Below are 15323 nucleotides of genomic sequence, written 5' to 3'. Positions count from 1 at the left end.
TTCAAGGCGTTGCCAGGCGGCGCCAGGAAAAAGAGAGAAGTCTTGATGAGTATGACTACTGAGACATCCAACAAAATCCAGGTACGCGATCTGAATTTCTATTACGGAAAATTCCATGCGCTGAAAAACATCACGCTGGATATTGCCGCGAATCAGGTTACCGCGTTTATCGGCCCGTCCGGCTGTGGTAAGTCCACGCTGCTGCGTACGCTGAACAAAATGTATCAGCTCTACCCTGAGCAGCGCGCCGAAGGCGATATCCTGCTGGATGGCAATAACATCCTGACCGATAAGCAAGATATCGCGCTGTTGCGTGCCAAGGTAGGTATGGTTTTCCAGAAGCCGACGCCGTTCCCGATGTCTATTTACGATAACATCGCGTTTGGTGTTCGCCTGTTTGAGAAACTGTCCCGTGCCGATATGGATGAACGAGTCCAGTGGGCATTGACCAAAGCGGCGCTGTGGCAGGAAACAAAAGACAAGCTGCACCAGAGCGGCTATAGCTTGTCCGGTGGTCAACAGCAGCGTTTATGTATTGCACGCGGTATTGCGATTCGCCCGGATGTCCTGCTGCTGGATGAACCTTGTTCTGCGCTCGACCCGATTTCTACCGGCCGCATTGAAGAGCTGATCTCCGAGCTGAAAAAAGATTACACCGTGGTCATCGTGACTCACAACATGCAGCAGGCGGCGCGTTGTTCAGATCATACGGCGTTTATGTATTTGGGTGAGCTGATTGAGTTCAGCGATACTGATACCCTGTTTACTGCCCCTCGGCAGAAACAGACTGAAGATTACATCACCGGTCGTTACGGTTGATTAGGAAAGCATCATGGATAATCTGAATCTGAACAAACACATTTCCGGTCAGTTTAACGCCGAACTGGAACACATCCGCACGCAGGTCCTGACCATGGGCGGACTGGTGGAGCAGCAGCTGAGTGACGCGATTACCGCGATGCATAATCAGGACGCGGAGCTGGCTCAGCAGGTAATTGAAGGCGACGCCAAAGTCAACATGATGGAAGTGGCGATTGATGAAGCCTGCGTGCGCATTATTGCAAAACGTCAGCCTACTGCCAGCGATTTGCGTCTGGTGATGGCGATCATCAAAACCATCTCCGAACTGGAGCGTATCGGCGACGTAGCGGATAAAATCTGTCGCACTGCGCTGGAGAAATTCTCCCATCAGCATCAGCCACTGCTGGTTAGCCTGGAATCATTAGGGCGCCACACCGTGCAGATGCTGCATGACGTGCTGGATGCTTTTGCCCGTATGGATCTGGACGAAGCGATTCGTATTTATCGCGAAGATAAGAAAGTGGATAAAGAGTACGAAGGGATTGTGCGTCAGCTGATGACTCACATGATGGAAGATCCTCGTACTATCCCGAGTGTACTGACTGCGTTGTTCTGCGCTCGTTCTATCGAGCGTATCGGCGATCGTTGTCAGAACATCTGCGAATTTATCTTCTACTTCGTCAAAGGCCAGGATTTCCGTCACCTTGGCGGCGACGCGCTCGAGAAGTTGCTGGCGCAGAAAGAGCAGAAAGAACAAGAGTAAGCCCGTTCTTCGGTTTATCACGCTGACGCCCTGCTTGCAGGGCGTTATTTTTTATCACGATTTAGTTTTTATCAGGATAGTGAATCAAATCGTGGAAGCGCACGGTGGTATCGGTAGGGTTGTGATAGCGGTGTTCTCTGTCAGCAACAAAGCGCAGGGCATCACCAGCGGATAATAAGCGAGTCTGCCCATCAACGGTAATCTCCAACCGGCCTTCCAGCACAATAATATGCTCGATCACCCCGCTTTCGTGCGGTGATGAGGTGCTACTGGCTCCGGCTGCCAGTTCAATAACCAACACATCAAAACGCAGCTTTTCATCGAAGGGGAAGAGTGGCACAACGTACATTCCCGCCTTGTTTTCCCTGAATGTTGAACCTGTCCCTGAGCGATACGTCACGTCTTCATCCGCGAGCGTCGGTTCAATAAAGGTAGAGAATGCGACATTCATACCCGTCGCAATTTTCCATAGGGTAGCAACCGTCGGGCTGGATTCGCCACGCTCGATCTGGCCCAGCATCGCTTTGCTCACCCCTGTTGCTGCTGCTGCCCGCGTGAGGCTCCAGCCTTTCCCTTGCCTTAATGCTTTTAATGTATCGCCAATGCGGCTGGTTAGTTCATCAGACATCAATGCAGGCTCCCGCTTGTGCGTTATAGCGCACGCTGCTATGTTAACGCTTTCTGTGCGTTATAGCGCACGATAAGAGTGGGATGCTATACCATGCCAGCAGCATTTGCGCTAAAAGATGTCACCTTTTCGACTCTCATCACCGGTTTTGTTGCGGTGCTGGTGGGGTACACCAGCTCGGCCGCTATCATTTTTCAGGCAGCGGAAGCGGCGGGGGCGAGTGCAGTACAAATCGGCGGCTGGTTAACCATGTTAGGGATTGCTCAAGGGCTGGCTTCTATTAGCCTGTCGCTGTATTACCGCGCCCCGATACTGGCAGCGTGGTCAACACCGGGGGCGGCGCTGCTGGTCACCAGCCTGCCGGGTACGTCGCTCAATGAGGCGATTGGTGTGTTCCTGTTTGCCTCTGCGCTTATCTTTATCTGCGGGATCACGGGTCTGTTTGCCCGCCTGATGAATGTGATTCCGCAGGCTATTTCTGCCGCGATGCTGGCGGGGATTCTGCTGCGTTTTGGCGCGGATGCATTTCTCTCTCTGCAACAGGATTTCTGGCTCGTTTTCGCGATGTGTGCGACTTACTTGCTCAGTCGTCGACTGATCCCTCGTTTTGCCATTGTGTTAACGCTGCTCGCTGGCCTGTTGCTGGCGTTATTGCGTGGGCAAATTGTGGTTTCTGATACGCCGCTGGTGTTTACCGTACCGGAATTTATTACGCCGCATTTTTCGTGGGCGTCTCTGCTGGGTGTTGGTATTCCGTTTTTCATTGTCACCATGGCGTCGCAAAACGCGCCCGGCGTTGCCACATTGAAAGCGGCTGGCTATCAGGTTCCCGTATCACCGTTGATTACCGTTACCGCATTAATCGCCTTAATATTGACGCCGTTTGGCGGGTTTTCCGTGTGTATCGCCGCAATTACCGCCGCGATCTGTATGGGGTCGGATGTACACCCCGATCCGAAGAAACGTTATCTTGCTGCCGTCGCTGCGGGTGGGTTTTATCTGCTGGCGGGCGTTTTTGGCGGATCTATTGGGCAGCTTTTTACGGCGCTACCGCAGCCGCTGATTCATGCTATCGCTGGTTTGGCTCTGCTCAGCACGATTTCAGGTAGCCTGTATCGCGCCTTGTTGGATGAGAAACAGCGCGATGCTGCGGCCGTGACTTTTCTGATCACCGCCTCTGGGTTGACGCTGTGGGGCATTGGTGCGGCGTTTTGGGGACTGATCGGGGGAATGATGACCTGGTTGGTGCTGTCTGGGGGAAAAGCGGCGTCACGCTGATTTCATCAGGAAAACAGGCGAACTGGCCACTTAAGCCCGTTGTTAGGGGAAACACAGGGGGAGGTTCCCGCAGCGGGGCCTCACCCCTGTGGTCGCCCCGTGTATCTCTATGCTAAACGATCGCCATTAGGCGAGCGCCGATCTTAAATTAATCCTCAACAAATAAGAGAACGCTGTTTTTTAGGTGCCGCGATTTTAGTTTCATTGATGAATGTCCCGCTACGATTTCGTCATCTTAATCATGGTGACATTCATGCATATTACCTCGACACAATCATTTGGCAGTACGCAGACCCAGTTTCGTACAGCATTTTCCCTGTTGCTGGCATTAGCAACGGGTAAACATAAGCCGGATCGGAGCTGGGAGAGCGTTCGCTGGCGTATAAAATATAGCGCCCGAGTGATGCTTCATCCGCTGCTGACCATGAAATGGCTTGGCTTTATCGTTAATTATCCCGTACAGGATATTTTTCAACGTAACGGAAATCAGCTGTACAGTAAGCTCCAGCGCCCCTACCTGATGGCGTCGCTACCGACACATCAAACCTGTTCGGCTTTAATGGATCATTACCGCTTTATTCAATCGCAGCCATTACACCGCCAGCGTTTGTTATATAGCCAGAACGAAGGTGGTAACGTTCTGGCCAGTTTTCAGGGGAAAAGCGGTGAAAATTACACGCTTCGCCTGATGACTAATGATCAAATGTGTAAGGAAGGAGAGCTCTCCCTACAGTTTGAGAGCAGCGAGCATGTGCTGGCACAGATGACGTTCTCAATCCTGCGCATTGAAGGTGAAATGAGCCTGTTTGTCGGTGGGATCCAGGGGCCGGATGCACAAACGGCGCATCACGTTATTCAGGGCGCGACGCGAGATTGCCATAGTCTTTTTCCCAAGCGTATTCTTCTGGAAGGCCTGCTTAACCTGGCCCGTAGCCTTAATCTGGCACACGTTATTGCGGTCAGCAACGAAACGCATATCTATAAACACTGGCGCTATCGCAGTAGAAAACGCCATGTTTTTCTGGCCGACTACAATGCTTTCCTTTTCGCCCACGGCGGTCAACAACTGCCTGATGGCAACATTGCGCTGCCATTATCTATCCCGAGAAAGTCTGAGCAGGAGATTCCTAGCCGCAAACGGTCAGAATATCGCCGCCGCTATGCGCTCTTTGATGAGGTAGCCTGTCAGATAAATGGCGTACTCGCTGGTAGTCTGCCGCTTTCTATCAATCTATTTAGTCGTACCTGAGTCAGGATAATCTGCCAGAATAGCGAAGTAACATAAGGTTATATTATAGCTTTTTATGTTATTTCCCGCGTTTTCACCCTGCTGATAGCCTGCTGCTAATACAGCAATAATTAAGGGGCAGGGAATGAAAAAGCAGATTTTGACAGTGACTTTGTTAGCTGGATTGGCTTCCGTTTCTGGTGCTGCACAGGCAGATAAACTGGATGATATTCAGAAGGCGGGCGTAGTGAAAATTGCTGTCTTCGACAGTAATCCGCCGTTTGGCTATGTCGATCCGCAGAGCAAAAAGCTGGTGGGTTATGACGTGGATATCGCCGAGGCGATTGGTAAGGCGTTGGGCGTGAAGGTTGAATTGCGTGCGACCAACCCCGCTAACCGTATTCCGTTGTTAAGCTCGCAGAAAGTCGATCTGATTGCCGCGAACTTCACCATTACTGATGAGCGCGCCAAGCAGGTTAACTTTAGTATTCCTTATTTTGCGACTGGACAAAAATTCATCGCCCGTAAAGACGTGCTGAAAACGCCGGACGACATCAAAACGCTGCGTATCGGCGCGGATAAAGGCACCGTGCAGGAAATTACCCTGCGTGAGCATTACCCTACCGCCAAAGTGATTTCCTACGACGATACGCCGCTGGCTTTTGCCGCGCTGCGTAACGGCAATGTTCAGGCCATCACGCAGGATGACGCCAAGCTGGTCGGCCTGCTGGCTAACGTACCTGATGCACAGAAGGCCGAGTTCGAAATTTCTCCGTTCAGCATTACCAAAGAGTATCAGGGCGTCGGGATTCCGAAGGGCGAAGAGCGCCTGACGGCGAAAATTAACGACACGTTGATTAACCTGGAGAAGCAGGGCGAAGCGAAAACGATCTACGATCGCTGGTTCGGGCCGAGCACGAAATCATCCCAACCGCGCGGCGACTTCACCTTTGCCCCGCTGGATCAGCAGCCTAAATCCTGATTGCTGATGCCTTCAGTGCTATGATCTTAGCCCTCTGCATGCAGAGGGCATTTCTATTTGTACCTCGTAATAATGACAAAGAGAGATAAAACGCATGGATACGGCGCTGCAATCGCTTGAGTCATGGCTGTTGGCTCCTCAATATCTCATCTGGCTGTGGCACGGTTTTCTGATTACGCTGGGTATTTCCCTCGGTGCGATCGTTCTGTCTACGGTGCTAGGTTTTCTGCTAGCGGCGGCAAGAGACAGTCAGATTCATGTGCTGCGTGGCGTTGTTGTCGCGTATAGCTCGCTATTTCGTAATACGCCGTTGCTGGTGCAGCTGTTTTTCTGGTATTTCGGTGCTGGGCAACTGTTTCCCTCAGAGATGATGCAATGGCTGAATACTCCTCATTCCATTTCTCTGCTGGGCACGACGTTAGCGTGGCCTTCTTTTGAGTTTTTGGCGGGCTTGGCTGGGTTGACACTTTATTCCAGCGCTTTTATTGCGGAGGAGATCCGTTCCGGTATCCGCGGCGTGGCGCGCGGGCAGAAGTATGCCGCGCATGCTCTGGGGTTAACAGGCTTTCAATCCATGCGCTACGTGGTGCTGCCGCAGGCGCTAAAAATTGCTTTGCCGCCGCTGCTTGGGCAGTACATGAATATCGTCAAGAACTCGTCGTTGACGATGGCGATTGGCGTCGCTGAATTGTCTTACGCGTCGCGTCAGGTAGAGACGGAAACCTTACGCACGTTTCAGGCGTTTGGCGTGGCGACGGTGTTGTACATCGTGATTATTGCCGTAATGGAAGGCTGGGGCATGTGGCGTCAGCAGCGTGGTCTGGCGGAGAGGCATTGAGATGGATTTTACCGTTATCACCGATAATATCGGCTATTTGATGTGGGGCACATTCCCCGATGGCCCGCTAGGTGGCGCGGCGTTAACGCTGGTGATGAGCCTGCTGGCGGGCATCGCGTCTGCCGTTTTGGGGACGATATTGGGCGTGGCGCTGGCGATGTCGCGAGGCGTATGGAGCGCGCTGTTGGCGATGGTGCTGGGGTTCTTCCGGGCGATTCCCGTCATCATGCTGATTTTCTGGACGTACTTCCTGCTGCCGATCGTTTTTGGCGTCGATATCCCTGAAATCACTACCGTGGTGTGTGCACTGGCGCTGATCGCTTCGGCGTATCTGGCGCATGGCGTGAAGGCCGGTATTGTCGCCATCGGGCGCGGCCAGTGGCAGGCTGGGCTATCGTTGGGGTTAAGTCGCTGGCAGGTGCTATGGCAGATCGTGCTGCCGCAGGCGCTGCGAATGATGGTGCCTTCCTTCATTAACCAGTGGATTTCCCTGATTAAAGATACCTCATTGGCCTACATTGTCGGGGTTGGCGAACTGACGTTTCTCGCTACGCAGGTCAATAACCGCAGCATGGTCTACCCGATGGAGGTTTTTCTGTTTGTCGCGCTGGTCTACTTTGTGTTTTGCCTGTCGCTGGAACTGCTGGCGAATGGGGTTAACGCCCGTTTTAGCCAGCAGGAAAAACAGCCGAAGCGCCGTCTACTGTGGTGGCGGAATAAACCAGCTTGACGCTGGCTTTCTGATGTTTACTACTTTACTCCTACGCGGTGATATTCCAGCCTTTTTCGCGCCAGATCTGCGGCAGTTCGCGCATGTCGTCGAACATCGTGACCAGCGGGTGATGGATCGGCTGATTGTGGGGATCGGCGCAGTAATAGAACACCGGAATTCCTGCGGCGATACCCGCCTGTACGCCAGCGGCGGAATCTTCAACCAGAATGCAGTGTTCAATAGGAAGCTGTAACTGCTCGGCTGCGTGATACAGCACTGCTGGATCGGGCTTCCATTTTTTCAGATCGTAGCCGCTGTAGAGATGGTCACCAAAAAGATCGAGCATGTGCGTCAGGCCAAGCGAATGCTGCATCTTACTGACCGGACCGTTGGAAACCACGGCCATCGGGACGGTGATGGACTGCACTAACTCGCGCGCACCTTCAATAGGTTGCAGGAATTCATCGAATAGACGTTTCACCTCCTGCCGGAAATGGCGCTCTGCATCTTCTACCGATACGGTTAAGCCATGCTGCTGGCTGATGCGGGCAATAATCTCGTACAGCTTCACGCCCTTGTAGGTTTTTATCACCTCCTCCAGCGATAAGTTCACCCCATAAGGGATAAAGATATTCACATAAGCCTGGCAACACAGCACTTCGCTATCAACCAGCGTGCCATCACAGTCGAAGAAGACGCATTCAATACGGGGCATGACCAATCCTTATCGATGAAATATTTAAGTATAGCTTTAGGGGAAACACGGTGATGAGGTTCCCGTAGGGACACCTAGCACCGTGTTTCCCCAGTATCTCGGTTCTTAAACGATCAGAATGAGGAGACGTTCCTTACTTTAACCAATTGACCCAATATTGCGACCTATAAAGCTATTTTCACGGCAATCTTGCAGAAAATTAAGGAGTTTCAACCGAGGGATTTCGGCGTAATAGCCATGAGGTTAATAGGCTTTTCTTATTCGATGAAAAAAAACGTGGGATCAACGTAAAAAAGTATCGTTTTGTTATAGGATACCCGACGACAGTTATTCCCTTCTTTGGATTGGTACTAATGAATAAATCACAACCCGGTCTTGCTACCGAGCAGGGCCTGCTGGAGCGCGTGTTTAAACTTAAGCAGCACGGCACGACAGCACGTACGGAAACGATTGCCGGTTTCACGACGTTTTTAACGATGGTCTACATCGTTTTTGTTAACCCGCAGATTCTGGGCGCTGCGGGGATGGATACCAAAGCGGTCTTTGTGACCACCTGTCTGATTGCGGCATTCGGCAGTATTTTGATGGGGCTGCTGGCTAACCTGCCTGTAGCGCTGGCTCCGGCAATGGGGCTGAATGCGTTTTTCGCTTTTGTTGTCGTGGGTGCGATGGGGCTGCCATGGCAGGTTGCGATGGGCGCTATTTTCTGGGGCGCAATCGGTTTCCTGTTGCTGACCATCTTCCAGATTCGCTATTGGATGATTGCCAATATCCCGCTTAGTCTGCGTCTGGGTATTGCCAGCGGTATCGGGCTGTTCATTGCCATGATGGGCCTGAAAAACGCAGGCATTATCGTTCCTAACCCTGAAACGCTGGTGACAATTGGTAACCTGACATCACACAGCGTGCTGTTGGGGGCTCTGGGCTTTTTCATCATTGTGGCGCTGGCTTCACGTAATATTCATGCTGCGGTACTGATTTCCATCGTCGTGACCACCTCAATCGGCCTACTGCTGGGCGATGTGACCTTCTCCGGTGTGTTCTCTATGCCGCCGAGCGTAACGTCTGTGGTGGGTCAGGTTGATCTGGCGGGAGCGCTGAATCTTGGGATGTCCGGCATTATCTTCTCCTTCATGCTGGTTAACCTGTTTGACTCCTCCGGTACGCTGATCGGTGTGACGGACAAAGCAGGTCTGGTGGATGCTCGCGGTAAGTTCCCGCGTATGAAACAAGCGCTGTATGTTGATAGCATCAGCTCTGTGGCGGGTTCGTTTATCGGGACATCATCCGTTACGGCGTATATTGAAAGCTCTTCTGGCGTATCCGTGGGTGGACGTACCGGCCTGACCGCTGTGGTTGTGGGTCTGCTGTTCCTGCTGGTCATCTTCCTGTCACCGCTGGCGGGTATGGTGCCAGCCTATGCGGCCGCTGGTGCACTGATTTATGTGGGCGTATTGATGACGTCCAGCCTGGCACGTGTGAAGTGGGATGATTTGACGGAAGCCGTTCCGGCCTTTATTACCGCAGTGATGATGCCGTTCAGTTTCTCTATTACTGAAGGGATCGCGCTGGGCTTTATTTCTTACTGTGTGATGAAGTTGGCGACGGGTCGCTGGCGTGAAATCAGCCCTTGCGTGGTTGTGGTTGCGCTGCTGTTCCTGCTGAAAATTGTGTTTATCGACGGGCATTAATATTGTTCGTGGCTCCGGGTTTTTCCCGGAGCCTCAGCAGGCTATGCGGCGGCTGGCTATTGTGAAGCGGTAGAGGCGGCTTTTTCTAGCGTATGGCTGGTTAATTTCATATAGCGTACAGACTGGCGCTGCTGCTGTAGAATTTCCCCTGATTTTCTCATTCCCGATGCTGATGTGTATTTCCACATGATCAATCGATTAAGTGTGGGGACGTGGGCGCAGGCCCATGCAAGATAATCATCAACATCGCTCATCACTTCTACTGCGGGGATGTTGGTTGAACGCAGTCTGCCAGAGGCGGGGTGGAGTTTCAGATGATTGGGAGGATGGCTGTTTACGCCAGGGATTTTCATCAGTGACTGGCGGATGGTGCAGAGTTGCGTTGCCGCTTCTAACGGATCGCGCTGAGCATCGATCCACGCCTGTTCGGCCTGCGTCTGCGCCTGCATTTGTGGGACGACCTGATTCGTTGGCCTGACATGAACGATTTCGATATCCATACCCACGCTTCCTTCTTCACTCAGGAGGATGGCGATGGTATTGCCTGCATAGCCGATGCTGAAATTGGGCATATTAGGATCGGCAAAATAAGGGCGTCCTTCAGGGGACTCCAGCAGCGTGGGCAATAGTGGATAGCCGAAGAAATAGAACATCATCTCAGCCAGCAGCACGCGGCTTTTCAGATAACGCTCGCGGCGTTTGGTTGAAAAACCCTGTGTTGATGAGATAAGCCTATCGGGCAGTCTTTGTAAGTCAGGAAGCGCTTCCGTGCTTGTCCACCTGACAAAATGGCAGGTCATTGTTCACTCCGTGATCGTGATAAAAGATGGGAACCTATCAGGCATTACCAATGCATATTATCAGACTAATATGTGATCTAAAGAAAAATCGATGGATAAATCGGCGATAATTATTAATTAGGCGCAACGAATTTCCTACATCGTGCTTTTGTGGCGATCTTTCCCTGTCCGCCACATTCCAGTCTGTTTTAATGGCTCGGCCACCCCAACGCTGAACGCCGCTGTTTTTCTAACGTCTGTTTACGCAGATCATCTGCTGTCACTAACCGTAACGCTGATGTCGGGCATACGCTGACGCAGGAAGGGCTCTGGGCCACATCCACGCACAAATCACATTTGTGGACTTCGCTTTGTGCGAGGAGCGCTTCCCCTTCGTCATTTGAGGCTTTTGTCACCACATTGATGGCACCGAAGGGACAGGCGACGACGCAGCTTTTGCAGCCGATGCAGCGGGACTGGATAACCTGAATGCTATCCCGATCGCGTACCAGTGCATCATTCGGGCATACGCTGGCACAGGGTGCATTCTCACACTGGCGGCAAAGAACGGGAACGCTGATGCTGGCGCTTTTGACGACCTTCAGGCGGGGAAAGAAGTGAGAAGGTTTCAGTTGCGCACTTTGACCACCGCTATGGGCTACCGCGCAGGCTATCTCACAGGTCCGGCAACCGATACATTTTTCTGCTTCGGCAATAACAAATTGATTCATGAGCGTAGCTCCTCGCGAGTTGCATTCATCTCGGGACGCTGCGGATTAGCGGGGATGGCGCCCGTGACGGCAGTCAGCCCCATTGTCGCAATCATACCCAATGCGGCTTTGCGCCCGTCGGCAATAGCGGTCACCACCAGATCGGCACCGCGCACGGCATCGCCACCAGCAAAAATACGCGGATGATTAGTCTGACAAGGCATCTGACCATCAAGAGGGGCAGTGATATATCCCCAGTTATCCAGACCAACATCGGCGTCTTCCAGCCACGGCATACTGTGTGACTGAAAGCCGAATGCGGTTATCACGGCTTCCGCAGGCTGAATGAATTCAGAATCAGGAATAGGGCGCGGACGACGACGGCCGCTGGCATCCGGTTCGCCCAATTCAGTGCGAACCAGGCTGATGCCACATACTTCGCCCTGTTCATTAAGGCAGATTTTTTGTGGCTGAACGTTAAACATGAACTCCACGCCCTCTTCGCGGGAGTTTTTAACCTCTTTTTTCGAGCCTGGCATGTTGGCTTCATCGCGGCGATAGGCGCAGGTTACGGATATCGCACCTTGGCGGACGGACGTGCGCAGGCAGTCCATCGCGGTATCTCCACCGCCGAGTACTACAACGCGTTTTCCCGCCATCGAGATATAGGGTTCATCGTCTAATTCAGGTAGCCCCATAACGTGTTTGGTATTGGCAATCAGGAAGGGAAGCGCATCGAAGACGCCAGGGGCATCTTCATTATCAATGTTAGCTTTCATCGAGCGGTAGGTGCCTACACCGAGGAAAACGGTGTCATAGTCATCCAGAAGCTGAGCCAGAGAAATATCTTTCCCTACTTCGGTATTTAGCTGGAATTCGATTCCCATGGTGCTGAACACTTCACGGCGATGAATCAGCACTTCTTTATCCAGCTTGAACGACGGAATGCCGAATGTGAGCAATCCACCAATTTCCGGGTGGCGATCGAACACGACGGCCTGCACGCCGTTGCGTGCCAGCACATCGGCACAGGCTAACCCAGCCGGGCCTGCGCCGACGATCGCTGCGCGCTTTCCGCTGGGAACGACTCTCGTCATATCAGGTGACCACCCCATAGCCATTGCGGTATCGGTAATGTAGCGCTCAACGTTACCGATGGTGATGGCCCCGTACTCTTTACCCAGCGTACAGGCTCCTTCGCATAGCCGATCCTGGGGACACACCCGGCCACAGATTTCTGGCAGGCTGCTGGTTTGGTGCGATAGCTCTACGGCTTCAAGAATGCGCCCCTGTTTCGCCAGACTCAGTAGTTCGGGGATATTGTTATGCAACGGGCAGGTCCACTCGCAGATTGCCCGTTTGCCGCAGGAGAGGCAGCGGTCAGCTTGATCTTCCGTCTGCTGCGTGGTGAAGCCATGATAGATTTCATCAAACGTGGAGGTTCTTTGGATCAGCGGTTTTTTCTCGGCATCCCGGCGCGGCCAGTTTTTTCTTTTGCTAAGCGGATTGGCCGTCAGCGCTTTCAGCACAGGTGTTTCACGCTGCCAGTGCGCAGAGGATCGCAGCGCCATCGCCTGTTGTTTCTCCTGGCGACGAGCCGCTAACGTGTGTTCACTGACTAATTGCAATGCCTGAGTTGGGCAGGCTTCTACACACGCTTGCCCTTCTGGGCGATCGGCGCAGAGGTCACATTTATGGGCAACGGTGCTGTTGTCTGTGGGAGTTGCCACCATGGACATTGCGCCGAATGGACAAGCCAGTACACAGCTTTTACAGCCGATACACTTTTCCTGAACGAGCTGAATGCTATTGTCTTTTCTGATCAAGGCCTGCGTTGGGCACACGCTGGCACAGGGTGCATCTTCACAGTGGCGACATGTCACGGCAGCCCGCAGTGTCGGCGTATTGAACGCCTTGATTCTGGGCTGAAACACCGCGGTGCTATCTGGATATTGTTCGTCATTGTGTGAAATTACACAGGCGATTTCACATGCATGGCACCCCATACAGTCTTGAGTACTGGCAATAACAAATCGGTTCATTACCTTTTCCCACCCTGGATCACTCGATCATGGTCTTTATCCTAATAGCTGGATAACACGTTGACCTTGATATAGAGCAGGTAAAAAGTCGGTTAATGTTAAATTTCGTGCAGGTTATTAATAAAATTATTGAATCGTTTCAGTGAGTTGTGATGTTATGTGAAAGTAATGGCATAGTTGCATATAACCTTGTTTTTTATCTGGTTTACCGTGTCTTATCTCGGGTAAAAATTCTGATTTCCGATTATTTTTGTTAATTTCACCATGAAATAACTCGTTACTTTTCCTTACGCCCCTCATAATATCGAGCGCTATTTAAATGCAGCAAAACAGTGTTGTAGCTAAGTGGTGTTTTCACGGCATTTTCATTATGAATCAATAACAGGGCTTTGCTCAGAGTTAATGGATTGTCACTAAGGGATAGTGTTATGAATAAAAAAGTCGTTCTTTGTTCTGTGTTCATGTCAGCTGCGTTATTGAGCGGATGTGCCACAGAGTCTTCTCGTACCGTAGAAGCACAAAAAGTCACTTCTTACAGTACGCCTTATCAGGGGGTTCGCAGCCCGATTTCCATCGGAAAATTTGAAAACCGCTCTAACTATATGAACGGTATTTTTTCTGATGGTGTCGACCGTTTAGGTAATCAATCCAAGACCATTCTTGTTAGCCATCTCCAGCAGAGCGGCCGCTTTAATGTGTTGGATCGCACCAATATGGAAGAGCTGAAAGCGGAAGCCGGTATTAAAGGACAAACGCAGACGCTGAAAGGCGCGAGCTATGTGATTACCGGTGATGTGACTGAGTTTGGTCGCAAAGAAGTCGGTGACCATCAGCTGTGGGGCATCCTTGGCCGCGGTAAAACACAGGTTGCTTACGCAAAAACCACGTTGAATGTGGTGAACGTTCAAACGTCTGAAGTGGTGTATTCCGTACAAGGTGCGGGCGAATACACGTTGTCCAACCGTGAAATTATCGGGTTTGGTGGCACAGCCAGCTATGACTCGACACTGAACGGTAAAGTTCTGGATTTGGCTATTCGTGAAGCCGTCAATAATCTGGTTGCAGGAATTGAAAGCGGTGCCTGGCGCCCAGCGAACTAATGGAATAGGAATATAACAATGTTATCTCATAAGAAAGTTACCCTGCTATTGGCAGTAGCGGTACTGGCTGGCTGCGCGTCCGCGCCGAAAACGATTTACAGCTGGGACAAATATCAGCCTGCACTTTATGATTATTATCAACAAGATAAAGTCGGTCCAGAACAACAGATCCTTGCTCTGAATGAATCGATCGAAAAAGCGAAAGCCGCAAATAAACCAGTCCCGCCGGGACTCTATGCTCAACTTGGGTTGCTGTACGCCAACACTGGCCGTGATAGTGAAGCTCGCCAACAGTTTGAAACTGAAAAAGCGAAATTCCCTGAATCAGCACCTTTCATGGACTTCCTGTTGAGTAAAAATAAAGGGAATATTAAATGAATCGTTTCTTAGGATTATGTGGTCTGGTTTTTGCGCTTGTGCTGACTGGCTGTGCTAAACCCGTACCTTATGACTACACGTCATTTAAGCAAAGCAAGCCTAAGTCTATTCTGGTCTTACCGCCGGTTAACCATTCTCCTGATGTGAAAGCAAGCTACAGCCTGCTTTCACAAGTCACCTACCCGCTGGCAGAATCAGGTTATTACGTATTGCCTGTTGCGGTAGTGGATGAAACGTTCAAACAGAATGGTTTATCTGCCGCGTCGGATATCCATGCGTTGAGTACGGCAAAGCTGCATCAAATCTTTGGCGCTGATGCTGCGCTGTATTTGGACGTGAAAGAGTACGGCACGTCATACATCGTGATTAATAGCGAAACCCGCGTTTCTGCGGATGCACGTCTGGTTGATCTGCGTACAGGTAAACTGCTGTGGAGCGGAAGTGCAACGGCTTCCAGCAACGAGCAGCAGTCAAATGCTAACGGTGGCATCATCGGTATTCTGGTGCAGGCTGCTGTGAATCAAATCGCGGACACGATCTCCGATAAAGGCCACGATGTTGCGGGTGTGACTAGCGCACGTCTGCTGGCGGCAGGTCACGCACGCGGTATGCTGTACGGGCCTCGCTCACTACAGTACGGTAAAGAAACCTACTGAGTTATGATGCTGTATCAGGCTA

The 15323-nt window shown here is 51.6% G+C and carries 16 protein-coding genes; 11 read left to right on the top strand and 5 right to left on the bottom strand.

Annotation, left to right across the window (positions count from 1 at the left end; genetic code table 11):
* Window positions 1–45 precede the first annotated feature (45 nt).
* Both pstB and phoU read left to right on the top strand, forming a co-directional pair.
* Window positions 46–819, top strand: a complete 774-nt coding sequence (pstB, locus tag CLR69_RS18455; protein ID WP_005976611.1) for a phosphate ABC transporter ATP-binding protein PstB — start codon at window positions 46–48, stop codon at window positions 817–819.
* A gap of 13 nt (window positions 820–832) precedes the next feature.
* Window positions 833–1564 carry a phosphate signaling complex protein PhoU gene (phoU, locus tag CLR69_RS18450; RefSeq protein WP_129707586.1) on the top strand — a complete coding sequence of 244 codons (732 nt, stop codon included), beginning with the start codon at window positions 833–835 and terminating at the stop codon, window positions 1562–1564.
* 61 nt (window positions 1565–1625) lie between these two features.
* Here phoU and CLR69_RS18445 read toward each other — a convergent pair whose 3' ends face one another.
* Window positions 1626–2192, bottom strand: a complete 567-nt coding sequence (locus CLR69_RS18445; protein ID WP_129712904.1) for a helix-turn-helix domain-containing protein — start codon at window positions 2190–2192, stop codon at window positions 1626–1628.
* Between the two features lie 93 nt (window positions 2193–2285).
* Between CLR69_RS18445 and CLR69_RS18440 the strand changes: the two genes are divergently transcribed.
* The 5 genes from CLR69_RS18440 to CLR69_RS18420 all read left to right on the top strand — a co-directional run bounded on the left by CLR69_RS18440 (window position 2286) and on the right by CLR69_RS18420 (window position 7248).
* The gene (locus CLR69_RS18440; protein WP_129712905.1) at window positions 2286–3470 is read left to right on the top strand and encodes a benzoate/H(+) symporter BenE family transporter; all 1185 of its coding nucleotides are present in this window, start codon (window positions 2286–2288) and stop codon (window positions 3468–3470) included.
* A gap of 253 nt (window positions 3471–3723) precedes the next feature.
* Window positions 3724–4719, top strand: a complete 996-nt coding sequence (locus CLR69_RS18435; protein WP_131534993.1) for a VirK/YbjX family protein — start codon at window positions 3724–3726, stop codon at window positions 4717–4719.
* A gap of 124 nt (window positions 4720–4843) precedes the next feature.
* The gene (locus CLR69_RS18430) at window positions 4844–5680 is read left to right on the top strand and encodes an ABC transporter substrate-binding protein (protein ID WP_129712907.1); all 837 of its coding nucleotides are present in this window, start codon (window positions 4844–4846) and stop codon (window positions 5678–5680) included.
* Window positions 5681–5774: 94 nt separating this feature from the next.
* Window positions 5775–6518 carry an amino acid ABC transporter permease gene (locus CLR69_RS18425; RefSeq protein ID WP_129712908.1) on the top strand — a complete coding sequence of 248 codons (744 nt, stop codon included), beginning with the start codon at window positions 5775–5777 and terminating at the stop codon, window positions 6516–6518.
* A gap of 1 nt (window position 6519) precedes the next feature.
* On the top strand, window positions 6520–7248 hold the full coding sequence (locus CLR69_RS18420) for an amino acid ABC transporter permease (protein WP_129707575.1): 729 nt from the start codon (window positions 6520–6522) through the stop codon (window positions 7246–7248).
* Window positions 7249–7279: 31 nt separating this feature from the next.
* On the opposite strand, the gene yieH is transcribed toward CLR69_RS18420, so the two are convergent.
* A complete protein-coding gene (gene yieH, locus CLR69_RS18415; RefSeq protein WP_129712909.1) occupies window positions 7280–7945 on the bottom strand; it encodes a 6-phosphogluconate phosphatase in 666 nt (221 codons plus the stop codon).
* 353 nt (window positions 7946–8298) lie between these two features.
* On the opposite strand from yieH, the gene CLR69_RS18410 reads away from it, so the two are divergent.
* The gene (locus tag CLR69_RS18410; protein WP_129707571.1) at window positions 8299–9636 is read left to right on the top strand and encodes an NCS2 family permease; all 1338 of its coding nucleotides are present in this window, start codon (window positions 8299–8301) and stop codon (window positions 9634–9636) included.
* A gap of 56 nt (window positions 9637–9692) precedes the next feature.
* Here CLR69_RS18410 and CLR69_RS18405 read toward each other — a convergent pair whose 3' ends face one another.
* The 3 genes from CLR69_RS18405 to aegA form a co-directional block, all read right to left on the bottom strand.
* A complete protein-coding gene (locus CLR69_RS18405) occupies window positions 9693–10436 on the bottom strand; it encodes a 4'-phosphopantetheinyl transferase family protein (protein WP_129712910.1) in 744 nt (247 codons plus the stop codon).
* Between the two features lie 188 nt (window positions 10437–10624).
* On the bottom strand, window positions 10625–11146 hold the full coding sequence (locus CLR69_RS18400) for a 4Fe-4S binding protein (protein WP_129712911.1): 522 nt from the start codon (window positions 11144–11146) through the stop codon (window positions 10625–10627).
* Window positions 11143–13167 carry a formate-dependent uric acid utilization protein AegA gene (gene aegA, locus CLR69_RS18395; RefSeq protein ID WP_129712912.1) on the bottom strand — a complete coding sequence of 675 codons (2025 nt, stop codon included), beginning with the start codon at window positions 13165–13167 and terminating at the stop codon, window positions 11143–11145. The genes CLR69_RS18400 and aegA overlap by 4 nt, the downstream gene beginning before the upstream one ends.
* Window positions 13168–13595: 428 nt before the next feature.
* Between aegA and CLR69_RS18390 the strand changes: the two genes are divergently transcribed.
* From CLR69_RS18390 to CLR69_RS18380, 3 genes are read left to right on the top strand one after another with little or no spacing between them, the layout of a single operon-like run.
* Window positions 13596–14267, top strand: coding sequence for a CsgG/HfaB family protein (locus CLR69_RS18390; protein ID WP_010302426.1), 672 nt, complete (start codon window positions 13596–13598; stop codon window positions 14265–14267).
* Between the two features lie 18 nt (window positions 14268–14285).
* Complete coding sequence (locus CLR69_RS18385; RefSeq protein ID WP_129712913.1) at window positions 14286–14645, top strand: DUF4810 domain-containing protein; 360 nt, start codon at window positions 14286–14288, stop codon at window positions 14643–14645.
* Window positions 14642–15301 carry a DUF799 domain-containing protein gene (locus CLR69_RS18380; protein WP_129707559.1) on the top strand — a complete coding sequence of 220 codons (660 nt, stop codon included), beginning with the start codon at window positions 14642–14644 and terminating at the stop codon, window positions 15299–15301. Before CLR69_RS18385 ends, CLR69_RS18380 begins: the two co-directional genes overlap by 4 nt.
* Window positions 15302–15323: the final 22 nt, after the last annotated feature.

It is taken from the genome of Pectobacterium zantedeschiae (genome assembly GCF_004137795.1).
Taxonomy (GTDB): Bacteria; Pseudomonadota; Gammaproteobacteria; order Enterobacterales; family Enterobacteriaceae; genus Pectobacterium; species Pectobacterium zantedeschiae.
The sequence above is the reverse complement of the archived record's forward strand: the minus strand, read 5'-3'. Positions and strand labels throughout refer to the sequence as shown.